The organism is Erwinia sp. STN24, from assembly GCF_041320675.1.
Lineage (GTDB): Bacteria > Pseudomonadota > Gammaproteobacteria > Enterobacterales > Enterobacteriaceae > Erwinia > Erwinia aeris.
Window position 1 is genome coordinate 18,392 of record NZ_JBGGPM010000010.1, and the last position, 13,816, is coordinate 32,207.

General features: G+C 57.7%; 12 protein-coding genes. 11 read left to right on the top strand and 1 reads right to left on the bottom strand.

Going from position 1 to position 13,816, the window contains the following annotated elements; genetic code table 11:
- Positions 1-2: 2 nt before the first annotated feature.
- Entirely contained in the window at positions 3-1,292 is a 1,290-nt protein-coding gene (gene rhlB, locus ACA373_RS21020) for an ATP-dependent RNA helicase RhlB (RefSeq protein ID WP_253457186.1), read from the bottom strand.
- A gap of 117 nt (positions 1,293-1,409) precedes the next feature.
- On the opposite strand from rhlB, the gene trxA reads away from it, so the two are divergent.
- The 11 genes from trxA (at position 1,410) to wzyE (ending at position 13,810) form a co-directional block, all read left to right on the top strand.
- Entirely contained in the window at positions 1,410-1,742 is a 333-nt protein-coding gene (trxA, locus tag ACA373_RS21025) for a thioredoxin TrxA (protein ID WP_125290733.1), read from the top strand.
- A gap of 410 nt (positions 1,743-2,152) precedes the next feature.
- Entirely contained in the window at positions 2,153-3,412 is a 1,260-nt protein-coding gene (gene rho, locus ACA373_RS21030) for a transcription termination factor Rho (RefSeq protein ID WP_125290732.1), read from the top strand.
- Positions 3,413-3,724: 312 nt separating this feature from the next.
- Complete coding sequence (gene wecA / locus ACA373_RS21035; RefSeq protein WP_253457189.1) at positions 3,725-4,804, top strand: UDP-N-acetylglucosamine--undecaprenyl-phosphate N-acetylglucosaminephosphotransferase; 1,080 nt, start codon at positions 3,725-3,727, stop codon at positions 4,802-4,804.
- 41 nt (positions 4,805-4,845) lie between these two features.
- A complete protein-coding gene (wzzE, locus tag ACA373_RS21040) occupies positions 4,846-5,874 on the top strand; it encodes an ECA polysaccharide chain length modulation protein (RefSeq protein WP_253457192.1) in 1,029 nt (342 codons plus the stop codon).
- Positions 5,875-5,919: 45 nt separating this feature from the next.
- Positions 5,920-7,050: a non-hydrolyzing UDP-N-acetylglucosamine 2-epimerase gene (wecB, locus tag ACA373_RS21045; protein WP_253457195.1), complete on the top strand. Its 1,131-nt coding sequence runs from the start codon at positions 5,920-5,922 to the stop codon at positions 7,048-7,050.
- A complete protein-coding gene (gene wecC, locus ACA373_RS21050) occupies positions 7,047-8,309 on the top strand; it encodes a UDP-N-acetyl-D-mannosamine dehydrogenase (protein ID WP_253461189.1) in 1,263 nt (420 codons plus the stop codon). The genes wecB and wecC overlap by 4 nt, the downstream gene beginning before the upstream one ends.
- On the top strand, positions 8,306-9,010 hold the full coding sequence (rffC, locus tag ACA373_RS21055; RefSeq protein WP_301731012.1) for a dTDP-4-amino-4,6-dideoxy-D-galactose acyltransferase: 705 nt from the start codon (positions 8,306-8,308) through the stop codon (positions 9,008-9,010). Before wecC ends, rffC begins: the two co-directional genes overlap by 4 nt.
- A gap of 4 nt (positions 9,011-9,014) precedes the next feature.
- Positions 9,015-10,142 carry a dTDP-4-amino-4,6-dideoxygalactose transaminase gene (gene rffA, locus ACA373_RS21060; RefSeq protein ID WP_301731013.1) on the top strand — a complete coding sequence of 376 codons (1,128 nt, stop codon included), beginning with the start codon at positions 9,015-9,017 and terminating at the stop codon, positions 10,140-10,142.
- Between the two features lies 1 nt (position 10,143).
- The gene (gene wzxE / locus ACA373_RS21065) at positions 10,144-11,394 is read left to right on the top strand and encodes a lipid III flippase WzxE (protein WP_370735039.1); all 1,251 of its coding nucleotides are present in this window, start codon (positions 10,144-10,146) and stop codon (positions 11,392-11,394) included.
- Positions 11,391-12,455: a TDP-N-acetylfucosamine:lipid II N-acetylfucosaminyltransferase gene (locus tag ACA373_RS21070; RefSeq protein ID WP_370735040.1), complete on the top strand. Its 1,065-nt coding sequence runs from the start codon at positions 11,391-11,393 to the stop codon at positions 12,453-12,455. Before wzxE ends, ACA373_RS21070 begins: the two co-directional genes overlap by 4 nt.
- Positions 12,452-13,810, top strand: coding sequence for an ECA oligosaccharide polymerase (gene wzyE / locus ACA373_RS21075; protein ID WP_253457209.1), 1,359 nt, complete (start codon positions 12,452-12,454; stop codon positions 13,808-13,810). Before ACA373_RS21070 ends, wzyE begins: the two co-directional genes overlap by 4 nt.
- The last annotated feature ends 6 nt before the right edge of the window (positions 13,811-13,816 follow it).

The window sequence follows — 13,816 nt, forward strand, 5'->3', positions numbered from 1 at the left end:
CGTTAACCTGAACGTTTGCGGTTATTATTGCGCGGCGGGCCGCTGCGGCGCGGGCCGCTACTGCGACGCGGGCCGGTACCGGAACGGCTGCGTGTCAGGCGCTTCGGCGGCGGCAGATCGGTCATCAGCGCATCGCTGTTGTAGCGGCTTACGGTGATGCTGTGGCCGATATATTCTTCAATCGCCGGCAGGTTCAGCGCATATTCTTCACAGGCCAGGCTGATTGAGTGCCCGTTGGCACCCGCGCGGCCGGTACGGCCGATGCGATGCACATAGTCTTCGCGATCGTCAGGCAAATCGTAGTTAAAGACGTGCGTCACCGCAGGAATATGCAGGCCGCGCGCCGCCACGTCAGTGGCCACCAGGATATCCACGTCGCCTTTGGTAAAGTCGTCCAGGATACGCAGGCGTTTTTTCTGCGCCACGTCGCCGGTCAGCAGGCCAACGCGATGGCCGTCCGCGGCCAGGTGACCCCAGATATCTTCACAACGGTGTTTGGTGTTGGCAAAGATAATGGCGCGATCCGGCCACTCTTCTTCCAGCAGGGTTTGCAGAAGACGCATTTTTTCTTCATTAGAAGGATAAAAAAGTTCTTCCTTAATGCGATGCCCGGTTTTCTGCTCCGGCTCGACTTCCACATATTCGGCATTGTTCATGTTTTCGAACGCCAGCTCGCGCACGCGGAAGGAAAGGGTAGCGGAGAAGAGCATATTCAGACGCTGGTTCGCCGCAGGCATCCGACGGAACAGCCAGCGGATATCTTTGATAAAGCCCAGATCGAACATCCGGTCGGCTTCATCCAGCACCACGACCTGGATCGCGCCCAGATTCACGTGGTTCTGTTTAGCGTAATCGATCAGCCTGCCGGTGGTGCCGATCAGAATATCGACGCCGCTCTCCAGCACTTTCAGCTGCTTATCGTAGCCGTCGCCGCCGTAGGCCAGCCCCAGCTTCAGGCCGGTCACCTGCGCCAGCGGTTCCGCATCGGCGTGGATTTGCACGGCCAGTTCGCGGGTTGGCGCCAGGATCAGCGCGCGCGGCTGATTGACCTGACGGCCTTCCGGCGCGGGGTGAGAAAGAAGATGATGGAACGTTGACGTTAAAAACGCCATCGTTTTCCCGGTACCGGTTTGCGCCTGTCCCGCTACATCACGCCCGTTAAGGGTGAAAGGCAATGCCAGCGCCTGAATAGGCGTGCAGTTATGAAAGCCTTTATTTTCAAGGGCTTCAATGACCTGAGGGTGCAGGGCGAAGTCGGAAAACTTCTGTTCGGTTAAGTGTGTTTTGCTCATAGTGTGGTAGAATATCAGCTTACTATTGCTTTACGAAAGCGTATCCGGTGAAATAAAGTCAACCTAAGTTGGCAGATTTTACGCCAGGCAGCCAGGCATAATCTTTTGGAGTAAGACATGAGCAGCGATAAAATTGTCCACCTGACCGATGACAGCTTTGAAACCGACGTCCTGAAAGCAGAAGGCTTGACGCTGGTCGACTTCTGGGCAGAATGGTGCGGTCCGTGCAAAATGATCGCCCCGATCCTTGACGAAGTCGCCGAAGAATACGACGGCAAACTGACTATCGCCAAACTGAATATCGACGAAAACCCAGGCACCGCGCCAAAATACGGGATCCGCGGTATTCCTACTTTGCTGCTGTTTAAAGACGGCGAAGTCGCGGCAACGAAAGTGGGCGCACTTTCTAAAGGACAGCTGAAAGAGTTCCTGAACGCGAACCTGGGCTAACCAGCTCTGCTGCTGCGGTGGGCCATATGCGCTCACCGCAGGCGCGAGTCTGCTTCCCGCTTCGGTTTTCTTTTTGCCTCGTTCATATTTTTAGCTCATCGCTAGACGTTTGCCATAGAGCGTGCTAACTTACTTTTACTGCATTACGCACTTACCTGTAGTTTGAATCTAATATTTACTCCTTGTTGAACACTGTTTTCCTCTGAATGTAACAAATGTTCAGCAATCTGACGGTTAGTATCCAGAATTTCCGGCACCTTGTCCTTACCGTCTCCCCGTATCGGATCCGCGTATTCCTGCACGCGATGATCGGGAGTCTGACAAGACAGCCATTAACAGGCATGGATTTTTCGCCATACCATTGACGACAAACATTTCGAGATTTACCCCGAGTTTAAGAACCCACCATTATGAATCTTACCGAATTAAAAAATACGCCGGTTTCTGACCTGATAACACTCGGCGAAAATATGGGGCTGGAAAACCTGGCGCGCATGCGCAAACAGGACATTATCTTCGCCATCCTTAAACAACACGCGAAAAGCGGCGAAGATATCTTCGGCGACGGCGTACTGGAGATATTGCAGGATGGATTTGGTTTCCTCCGCTCTGGAGACAGCTCCTACCTCGCCGGCCCTGACGACATCTACGTATCCCCCAGCCAAATTCGCCGCTTTAACCTCCGCACTGGTGACACCATCTCCGGCAAGATCCGTCCGCCGAAAGAAGGCGAGCGCTATTTTGCCCTGCTGAAGGTTAATGAAGTTAACTTTGACAAGCCGGAAAATGCCCGTAACAAAATCCTGTTTGAAAACTTAACGCCGCTGCACGCTAATTCGCGTCTGCGCATGGAGCGCGGCAACGGGTCTACCGAAGACTTAACCGCACGCGTACTGGATTTGGCTTCGCCAATTGGTCGTGGCCAGCGTGGTCTGATCGTGGCGCCGCCAAAAGCGGGTAAAACCATGCTGCTGCAGAACATCGCGCAGAGCATCGCCTATAACCATCCTGACTGCGTGCTGATGGTGCTGCTGATTGACGAACGTCCGGAAGAAGTAACCGAGATGCAGCGTCTGGTGAAGGGCGAAGTGATCGCCTCTACCTTCGATGAGCCAGCTTCCCGCCACGTGCAGGTCGCTGAAATGGTTATCGAGAAGGCCAAGCGTCTGGTCGAGCATAAAAAGGACGTTATCATCCTGCTCGACTCCATCACGCGTCTGGCTCGCGCCTACAACACCGTGGTGCCGGCTTCCGGTAAAGTGCTGACCGGTGGTGTGGATGCCAACGCCCTGCACCGTCCAAAACGCTTCTTCGGCGCCGCGCGTAACGTGGAAGAGGGCGGCAGCCTGACCATCATCGCTACCGCGCTGGTCGATACCGGTTCGAAGATGGATGAAGTCATCTACGAAGAATTTAAGGGTACGGGCAACATGGAACTGCATCTGGCGCGTAAAATCGCCGAGAAGCGCGTGTTCCCTGCTATCGACTACAATCGTTCCGGTACGCGTAAAGAAGAGCTGCTTACCAGCTCTGAAGAGCTGCAGAAGATGTGGATCCTGCGCAAAATCATCCATCCAATGGGTGAGATCGATGCGATGGAATTCCTCATCAACAAGCTGGCGATGACCAAAACCAACGACGAATTCTTTGACATGATGAAGCGTTCGTAAGTCGGCTGGTCTGCTGGAAAAAAAGAGGGTTGAGCGATCAACCCTCTCTTTTTTTGGCCTGTTTTTGTGCGAATTCACCGCAGAAGCCGGAAAAAGAAGAAAACTCGGGGAACGCCGCGCTCAGACGTGGCGTTTTTCGTTTATGGGCTATACGATGTTGCCACTGGAGAATTAAATTAAAGGTGCGGCGGGCAGGAAATCGGGCGGTGAGGCTGGATTTTTCCCGTGGCACAATGGACATCAGAATCAGACAGCGGTTTGTGGCACAGAAATTGCTATAACACTGGGATTCTTAGCAGAGAGCTGGTTAATGTGAATTTACTCAATATGAGTACTGAGCTTGCTTTAATATTTTTGTTTTCGCTGGTGTTTCTCTTTTTCGCCCGTAAAGCAGCCAAGAAAGTGGGTCTTGTGGACAAGCCCAACTATCGCAAACGTCACCAGGGCGTTATTCCTCTGGTTGGCGGCATCTCTGTTTTCGCCGGCATCTGTTTTAGCTTCGCGGTGACCGATTACTACATTCCCCATAGTCTGCTTTACCTGAGCTGCGCTGGCGTGCTGGTGCTGGTCGGAGCGCTTGATGACCGCTTTGATATCAGCGTAAAGATACGCGCCTGCGTTCAGGCAGGCATCGCCGTGGTGATGATGACCATGGCCAAACTCTATCTGCTCAGCCTGGGCTTTATTTTTGGCCCCTGGGAGCTGATCGTCGGGCCTTTCGGCTACGTGCTGACGCTGTTTGCGGTCTGGGCGGCCATCAACGCTTTTAATATGGTGGACGGTATCGACGGTCTGCTGGGCGGCCTGTCCTGCGTCACCTTCCTGGCGATGGGCATTATTCTGTTCGTGGACGGGCAGCAAAGCCTGGCGATGTGGTGTTTTGCGATGATCGCCGCCATTATCCCCTATATCCTGCTTAATCTTGGCGTTTTCGGCCGTCGCTACAAGGTTTTTATGGGCGATGCGGGCAGCACGCTGATTGGCTTTACCATTATCTGGATCCTGCTGGAGGCGACCCAGGGACAAAGCCATCCCGTCACGCCCGTCACGGCGCTGTGGCTGATCGCCATTCCGCTGATGGATATGATCGCCATTATGTATCGCCGCCTCAGCAAGGGCATGAGCCCGTTTTCCGCCGATCGCCAGCACATTCACCATTTGATTATGCGCGCCGGGTTTACCTCGCGGCAGGCCTGCTTTCTGATCACGCTGGCGGCCGCGCTGCTGGCCGGCGTCGGCGTGCTGGGAGAATCGCTGAGCTTTGTGCCGGAGTGGCTGATGCTGGTGCTGTTTTTACTGGCTTTTATGCTCTACGGCTACTGTATTAAACGCGCCTGGCGCGTGGCGCGAATGCTGAAAAGAGTCAAAAGAAGGCTGCGCAAAGCCCGCTAGACCGTTTCGGACCTCTTTACCCTGGACAAGGAATATCATGTATGACGCATCCTGACGTTGCAGAGAACGAGCTGGATATTCGCGGGCTGTGCTGCGCGCTATGGCGAGGAAAGCGGTGGATTATCGGCAGCGCGCTGCTTTTTGCCCTGCTGGCCTGGCTCTGCTCGCTGCTGATCACGCCAAAATGGAGCACCACGGCGGTCACCGATCGTCCCACCGTCAATATGTTGGGCAATTACTACTCGCAGCAGCTGTTTCTGAACAATCTGGACAGCCGCAGCAGCAGCACGCCCATCGTTGCGCCCGCCATTGCGGACGAAGCCTATCAGGAGTTCGTGATGCAGCTGGCGTCTTATGACACCCGCCGCGAGTTCTGGCTGCAAAGCGACTACTACAAACAGCGGCAGAGCGGGCAGGCTCGCGACGATGCCGCGCTGCTCGACGAGCTGATCGCCAATATTCAGTATCAGCCCGGCGATGCGGCAAAAAGCCTGAATGACAGCGTCAAGCTGATCGCGGAAACCGCGCCGGCGGCCAACACGCTGCTGCGCCAGTATGTTGCTTTTGCCGGCCAGCGCGCCGCGCAGCATCTTAACGCCGAGCTGGCAGGCGGCTGGGCCGCCCGCGCTCAGCAGCTGAAGGCGCAGGTGCAGCGGCAGGAAGCGGTAGCGAAAGCCATCTATGACCGCCAGATCAACAGCGTGCAGCAGGCGCTGAAAATCGCGCAGCAGCAGGGCTTCGAGCAGGCGAAAACCAGCACGCCTTCAGAACAGCTGCCCGATTCCGAGCTGTTTCTGCTGGGCCGCTCGCTGTTGCAGGCCCGCCTGGAAAACCTGCAGGCCAGCGGGCCGACCTACGATCTGGACTATGATCAAAACAGAGCCATGCTGAGCACGCTGAATGCCGGGCCGAAGCCGGATAACGCTTTCCAGACCTGGCGCTATCTGCGCACGCCGGAAGAGCCGGTGAAGCGCGACAGCCCACGTCGCCTGTTTATGATGATCATGTGGGGTGCCGTAGGCGCGCTGGTTGGCGCGGGTACCGCTTTGCTACGCCGACGTCGCGGTTAAGCGCCGATTTATAGTTACCTGACAGACGAAGGAAAGAGAACAACAGTGAAAGTATTAACTGTTTTTGGCACGCGCCCGGAAGCGATAAAAATGGCTCCGCTGGTTCATGCACTTGCCCAGGATGGCGAGATAGACGCGCGTCTGTGCGTTACCGCGCAGCATCGTGAGATGCTGGATCAGGTGCTGCAGCTGTTTGCTATCGTCCCCGATTACGATTTGAATATTATGCGGCCAGGCCAGGGGCTGACGGAGATCACCAGCCGTATTCTGGAAGGGCTGAAAGGCGTGTTTACGGAGTTCAGGCCGGATGTCGTGCTGGTGCACGGCGATACCACCACGACGTTCGCAGCCAGCCTGGCGGCTTTTTATCACCGCATTCCGGTGGGGCATGTGGAGGCCGGACTGCGTACGGGCGATCTGTATTCGCCGTGGCCGGAAGAGGCCAACCGCACGCTGACCGGGCATCTGGCGACCTGGCACTTCCCGCCGACGGAAACGGCGCGGCAAAATCTGCTGCGCGAAAATCTGCCCGCCGCGCGCATGTTTGTTACCGGCAACACGGTGATCGACGCGCTGTTTTGGGTACGCGATCGCGTGTTAAGCGACGAGCAGCTGCGTAACGGCCTGGCGACTCGCTATCCCTTCCTTGAGGCTGATAAGAAGCTGATCCTGGTAACGGGACACCGTCGGGAAAGCTTCGGCGACGGCTTTGAGCGCATTTGCAGCGCGCTGGCCGATATCGCCCGCCGCCATCCCGAGGCGCAGATCGTTTATCCGGTGCACCTGAATCCTAACGTCAGCGAGCCGGTCAATCGTATTCTCAGCGATATCGACAACGTAGTGCTGATCGAGCCGCAGGAATACCTGCCGTTTGTCTGGCTGATGGATCGTGCCTGGCTGATCCTGACCGATTCCGGCGGCATCCAGGAAGAAGCGCCTTCGCTGGGCAAGCCGGTGCTGGTGATGCGTGATACCACCGAACGCCCGGAAGCGGTAGACGCAGGCACCGTCAGGCTGGTAGGCACTGACACACAAAAAATCGTTCGCGAGGTTACGCGCCTGCTGACGGACGAAGAGGCTTACCAATCCATGAGCCGCGCCCATAATCCCTATGGCGACGGCCTGGCCTGCGAACGTATTGTGCAGGCCCTTAAAAACAATCGGATTTCTTTATAATGTTCAATACCATTTCTGTTATCGGGCTGGGCTATATTGGCCTGCCTACCGCTGCGGCTTTCGCCTCCCGCCAGAAAAAAGTGATCGGCGTGGATATCAACACGCGGGCGGTCGAGACGATTAATCGCGGCGATATTCATATCGTGGAGCCGGACCTGGACGTGGTGGTGAAAACGGCCGTGGAGCAGGGCTATCTGCGGGCGACCACCCGGCCAGAGCCGGCGGACGCCTTTCTGATTGCGGTGCCGACGCCGTTCAAAGACGGACACCAGCCGGATCTCGCCTGGGTCAAAGCGGCGGCCGAGTCCATCGCGCCGGTGCTGAAAAAAGGCGATCTGGTTATCCTGGAATCGACCTCGCCCGTGGGCGCGACGGAGCAGATGGCCGAGTGGCTGGCGATGGCGCGCAGCGATCTGGCTTTTCCTCAGCACGCGGGCGAAAAAGCCGACGTGCAGATCGCCTATTGCCCGGAGCGCGTACTGCCCGGCCAGGTGATGGTCGAGCTGATTAAAAACGACCGCGTGATCGGCGGCATGACGTCGCTTTGCTCGCAGAGAGCGTGCGATCTCTACAAAATATTCCTTGAGGGCGAGTGTGTGGTCACTAACTCGCGCACCGCTGAGATGTGCAAGCTGACGGAAAACAGCTTCCGCGACGTCAATATCGCCTTCGCCAACGAGCTGTCGCTGATCTGTGCCGATCAGGGCATCAGCGTCTGGGAGCTGATCGCGCTGGCCAACCGCCATCCCCGCGTCAATATTTTACAGCCCGGCCCTGGCGTCGGCGGCCACTGCATCGCCGTGGATCCGTGGTTTATCGTGGCGCAGAATCCGGTACAGGCTCGCCTGATCCGCACCGCGCGCGAAGTTAACGACAGCAAGCCGCACTGGGTGCTGGAGCAGGTGAAGAAAAAGCTGGCCGAGTGCCTGGTCGCCAGCGACAAACGCCCCAGCGAGCTGACCATCGCCTGCTTTGGCCTGGCCTTTAAGCCCAATATCGACGACCTGCGGGAAAGTCCGGCAATGGAAGTGGCGCAGATGATCGCCGACTGGCATCAGGGCGTCACTCAGCTGGTGGAGCCGAATATTCACGAGCTGCCGAAGGGGATGCCGGAGAGAAGCGTGCTGGTTACGCAGGAAGAGGCGTTACGCCAGGCGGACGTGCTGGTTATGCTGGTGGATCATCAGCAGTTCAAAACCATCGACGTCGAAGGCCTGCGCTCGCGCTGGCTGGTGGATACCAAAGGCCTCTGGCGATGAACGCCACCGCTTTGCCGGGACGCGTCGAACCGCTGACGTGGGAAAACGCGTTCTTCGATATCAATAGCGCCCTGCTGACCGTCGATCTGCACGAGGCGCCGATCGATGAAGCGTCGCTTCGGCAATATGACCTCGTCCAGGCGAAAATCCTGTCGCAGCAGACGGCGGAGCTGGATGCGTTAAGCGCGCTGGGGTTTCGCTTTGTGGAAGGCGAAGCGGATTTCGTGCTGGGTATCGGCGTGGGCGGCAGGCCGGAAGGCATTCGCATTGCCCGTAAGGAACATATTCCGGCGCTGCGCGAGGTAGCCAGCAGCGCTTTTGCCTTCAGCCGCTTTCGCGCGCCCTGGTATAAAGCGGAAGACAGCGGGCGATTCTATGCGCAGTGGGTGGAAAACGCCGTACTGGGGACTTTCGACCATCAGTGCCTGATTGCCGTCAACGACCAGGGCGAACTACAGGGTTTCGTCTCACTGCGCGAGCTGGCCGACGGCAGCGGCAGGATCGGCCTGCTGGCGACGCTGCCTGAGGCGCAGGGACTGGGCGTCGGTCAGCGCATGATCGAGGCCGCCATTGACTGGTGTCGCGCGCGACGCCTGACGCGTCTGCATGTTGCCACTCAGCTTGGCAATCTGCCGGCACTCCGACTTTATCATCGCTGCGGCGGCGTAATTGAACGCACCGCCTGGTGGCTCTACAGGTAATTTTATGATCCCGTTTAATGCCCCACCGGTGGTGGGAACCGAACTTGAGTATATGCAGTCCGCGATGGGCAGCGGCAAGCTGTGCGGCGACGGCGGCTTTACCCGTCGCTGCCAGCAGTGGATGGAAAACCGGTTCGGCAGTCGTAAAGTGCTGCTGACGCCGTCCTGCACCGCCTCGCTGGAGATGGCCGCCATCCTGATCGACATTCAGCCCGGCGATGAAGTGATTATGCCGAGCTACACCTTCGTCTCTACCGCCAACGCCTTTGTGCTGCGCGGCGCGACTATCGTGTTTGTCGATATCCGTCCCGATACGCTCAACATCGACGAAAAGCTGATCGAAGCGGCCATCACCGAGAAAACTCGCGCGATCGTTCCTGTGCATTACGCGGGCGTCGCCTGTGAGATGGATACGATCATGGCGCTGGCGGAAAAGCATAAACTCTACGTGATTGAAGACGCGGCGCAGGGCGTAATGGCTACCTACAAAGGCAAAGCGCTGGGCACGATTGGCCATATCGGCTGCTTCAGCTTTCACGAAACCAAGAACTATACAGCGGGCGGCGAGGGCGGCGCGACGCTGATCAACGATTCGGCGCTGGTGGAAAGAGCAGAAATCATCCGTGAAAAAGGCACCAACCGCAGCCAGTTCTTTCGCGGCCAGGTGGATAAATACACCTGGCGGGATATCGGCTCCAGCTACCTGATGGCCGATTTGCAGGCCGCTTATCTCTGGGCGCAGCTGGAAGAGGCCAAACGCATCAACGAGCAGCGCCTGCGCCTGTGGCAGAACTACTACGACGCGCTGCTGCCCGTCGCCGCCAGCGGACGAATTACGTTGCCGACCCTTGCGGCAGATTGCCAGCACAACGCGCATATGTTCTATATCAAGCTGCGCGATAACGACGACCGCAACGCGCTGATTAACTGGTTAAAAGAAGCGGAAATCCTGGCCGTATTCCACTATATCCCGCTGCATTCGTCACCGGCCGGGCAGCGTTTTGGCCGTTTTCACGGGACGGACCGCTACACCACGGCGGAAAGCGAACGCCTGCTGCGGCTGCCGCTGTTTTACAACCTTTCCGACAATAACCAGAAAACGGTTATCAACTCGCTGCTGAGCTGGTTCTGATATGTCGCTGGCTAAAGCTTCGGTGTGGACGGCAGCGTCCACGCTGGTAAAAATCGCTGCCGGTCTGCTGGTGGTCAAGATGCTGGCCGTGTCCTTTGGCCCGGCGGGCGTGGGGCAGGCGGGCAACTTTCGCCAGCTAATCACCGTGCTGGGCGTGCTGGCTGGCGCAGGCATCTTCAACGGCGTCACCAAATACGTGGCGGAATATCAGCAGCAGCCTGCCCGGCTGCGCGCCGTAACCGGCACGGCGTCGGCAATGGTGCTGGGCTTCTCTACGCTGCTGGCGGTGGTTTTCCTGCTGTTTGCCGAACCGGTCAGCGTCGGCCTGTTTGGTCACGGCGGCTATGCGAACGTGGTGCGGATGCTGGCTTTTGTGCAGGTCGGCATCGCCTGGGCCAACCTGGCGCTGGCGGTGATCAAAGGCTTTCGCGATGCGATGGGCAACGCGCTGTCGCTGATCGCAGGCAGCCTGATCGGCGTGGCGGCGTGGTTTGTCTGCTACTGGCTGGGCGGCTACAGCGGCGCGCTGATCGGCATGGCGCTGGTTCCGGCGCTGGTAGTGGTGCCGGCGGCGCTGCTGCTGGCAAAGCGCGACCATCTGCCGCTGCATTTCCTTAAGCCGCAGTGGCACGGCGACATCGCGCGTAATCTGGGTAAATTCACGCTGATGGCGCTGATGACCGCCGTAACGCTGCCGGTCGCCTGGGTGATGATGCGTAATCTGCTGGCGGCGCACGACGGCTGGGAGCAGGTCGGTCTGTGGCAGGGCGTAACCAGCATCTCGGACGCTTATCTGCAATTTATCACCGCCTCTTTCAGCGTCTATCTGCTGCCGACGCTGGCAAAGCTGACCGATAAAAAAGCGATCTCGCGCGAGATCCGGCGGTCGCTGAGCTTTGTGCTGCCTGCGGTGATGGCGGTCAGCCTTACCGTCTGGCTGCTGCGCGACGTGGCGATCTGGCTGCTGTTTTCCAGCAAGTTCACCGGGATGCGCGACCTCTTTATCTGGCAGCTGACCGGCGACGTTTTTAAGGTAGGCGCTTATGTGTTCGGCTATCTGGTGATTGCCAAAGCCTCGCTGCGTTTTTACCTGCTGACGGAAGTCAGCCAGTTTCTGCTGCTGACGCTGTTTGCCTGGTGGCTGATCCCACTGCACGGCGCTGTCGGCGCGGCGCAGGCCTATATGGCAACCTACATCGTCTATTTTGCGCTTTGCGCTGGCGTATTTTTTCTTTATCAAAGACAAGTATGACAACACTGATCCACGTTCTTGGCTCGCCGATTGAGCACCACAACCAGACCGTTCTGCGGTTTTTTAATGACGTCATGACCCAGGCCGCGCCGTGCAATGAACAGCGCCAGTTTTGGGTCGTGGGCGAACCTGCGACGGCGTTTTCCTCACTGGCTATTCGCTGGTTTAAGGATAAAAAAAGCATTGCTGAGGCAGTAACTGCCCGCGCACAGGCCGATCGACAGACGCGCTTTTTCTTTCATGGCCAGTTCAATCCGACGCTGTGGCTGGCGCTGCTGCTACGCAAAATCCGGCCTGACCAGGCGTACTGGCATATCTGGGGCGCCGATCTCTACGAGCAGGCTGGCGGCCTGAAGTTCCGTCTGTTTTACGCCATGCGTTGCCTGGCGCAAAAGCGCATCGGTCATGTCTTCGCCACGCGCGGCGATATCGCCTTTTTCCAGCAGCGTCAGCCTGCCGTGCCCGCTTCGCTGCTCTATTTCCCGACGCGCATGGCGCAGATCGCGCTGCCTGACGCGCCAGAAAACAGCGAGCTGACCATTCTGGTCGGCAACTCCGGCGATGCCAGCAACCGTCACCTTCAGGCGTTGCAGGAAATCCATCAGCAGTTCGGCGAGCGGGTGAACGTCATTGTGCCCATGGGCTACCCGGCAAATAACGACGCTTATATCCAGCGCGTGCGGGAAGCCGGCGCGGCGCTGTTTGGCGCCAGGCTGAACGTGCTGACCGAAAAGCTTGATTTTACGGCTTACCTGGCGCTACTTGCCCGTTGCGATTTGGGCTACTTTATCTTCGAGCGCCAGCAGGGCATTGGCACGCTGTGTCTGCTGATCCAGGCCAACATTCCGTTTGTTATCAACCGTAAAAATCCTTTCTGGCAGGATCTGACCGGGCAGCAGGTGCCGGTGCTTTTTGCCGGTGATAAACTAACACCGGAGCTGATCGCCGAAACAAAGCGGCAGATGGCCGGCATGGATAAAGCCGCCATCGCCTTTTTCGACCCGGCCTTTGTGGCGGGCTGGCAGCAGGCGCTGGCGCTGGCGGAAGGAGCAACGGCATGATGTTTTCACAGTTTGCAGGCCTGCTGTCGGTCTGGCTGCTGTCGCTGGGGCTGATTTTGACGCTGACCTGGCGAGAGTTTCGGCGCGTGCGGTTTAACTTCAACGTCTTCTTCTCGCTGCTTTTTCTGCTGACCTTTTACTTTGGCTTCCCGCTGACCTGCGTGCTGGTGTTTGGCTTCAATGTGCAGGTGGTGCCTGCGGAGTATTTGCTGCAGGCGATGCTTGCCGCAACCTGCTTCTACGCTATCTATTATGTCAGCTATAAAACCCGGCTCAGGCAGGCGACGGAAAGGCCCGCTCGCCAGGTGTTCACCATCAACCGCGTTGAGGCGCACCTGACGTGGAGCATCCTGGCGCTGATTGCGCTGGGCACGGTGCTGGTGTTCTTTCTGCATAACGGTTTTCTGCTGTTTAAGCTGCACAGCTACAGCCAGATTTTCTCGGCAGAAGTGTCGGGCGTGGCGCTGAAGCGCTTCTTCTACTTCTTTATCCCGGCGATGCTGGTGGTCTACTTCCTGCGTCCCGGCCTGAAAAGCTGGCTGCTGTTCCTGGTGGCTACCGTCGCTTTTGGGCTGCTGACCTATGCGATTGTCGGCGGCACGCGCGCCAACATCATCATCGCCTTTGCGCTGTTTCTTTTTATCGGCATCATCCAGGGCTGGATCACGCTGTGGATGCTGGCCGCCGCTGGCGTTGCGGGCATCGTTGGCATGTTCTGGCTGGCGCTGCGCCGTTATAACCTCGACGTCAGCGGCAGCGAGGCGTTTTACACCTTCCTTTACCTGACGCGCGATACCTTTTCGCCCTGGGAAAATTTGGGTCTTCTGCTGCAAAATTACGACAAAATCGAATTCCAGGGGCTGGCGCCCATCGTCCGGGATTTCTACGTCTTTATTCCGGGCTGGCTGTGGCCGGACAGGCCTTCGGTGGTACTGAACAGCGCCAACTACTTTACCTGGGAAGTGCTGAACAACCATTCCGGGCTGGCGATCTCGCCGACGCTGTTAGGCTCGCTGGTGGTAATGGGCGGCGTCTGGTTTATTCCGCTGGGCGCGGTGGCGGTAGGCATGATTATCAAATGGTTCGACTGGCTGTATGCCAAAGGACGTCATGAGGATAATCGCTACAAGGCCGCCATTCTGCAAAGCTTCTGCTTCGGCGCGGTTTTTAATATGATCGTGCTCGCCAGAGAAGGGCTGGACGCCTTCGCCTCCCGCGTGGTGTTCTTCTGCCTGATTTTTGCGGCGGCGGTGGTGGCAGCCAAGCTGCTCTACTGGTTGTTCGACAGCGCGGGCGTAATCCGTGCGCGGCCGGTGCGCCATCCGGGCGCAAAAACAAAACCTGTTAGCCAGTAACTTTAA

Coding starts and splice junctions, on each gene's coding strand:
- rhlB (WP_253457186.1), bottom strand. CDS start 1,292: ATGAGCAAAACACACTTAACCGAACAGAAGTTTTCCGACTTCGCCCTG.
- trxA (WP_125290733.1), top strand. CDS start 1,410: ATGAGCAGCGATAAAATTGTCCACCTGACCGATGACAGCTTTGAAACC.
- rho (WP_125290732.1), top strand. CDS start 2,153: ATGAATCTTACCGAATTAAAAAATACGCCGGTTTCTGACCTGATAACA.
- wzzE (WP_253457192.1), top strand. CDS start 4,846: ATGACGCATCCTGACGTTGCAGAGAACGAGCTGGATATTCGCGGGCTG.
- rffC (WP_301731012.1), top strand. CDS start 8,306: ATGAACGCCACCGCTTTGCCGGGACGCGTCGAACCGCTGACGTGGGAA.
- rffA (WP_301731013.1), top strand. CDS start 9,015: ATGATCCCGTTTAATGCCCCACCGGTGGTGGGAACCGAACTTGAGTAT.
- wzxE (WP_370735039.1), top strand. CDS start 10,144: ATGTCGCTGGCTAAAGCTTCGGTGTGGACGGCAGCGTCCACGCTGGTA.
- ACA373_RS21070 (WP_370735040.1), top strand. CDS start 11,391: ATGACAACACTGATCCACGTTCTTGGCTCGCCGATTGAGCACCACAAC.
- wzyE (WP_253457209.1), top strand. CDS start 12,452: ATGATGTTTTCACAGTTTGCAGGCCTGCTGTCGGTCTGGCTGCTGTCG.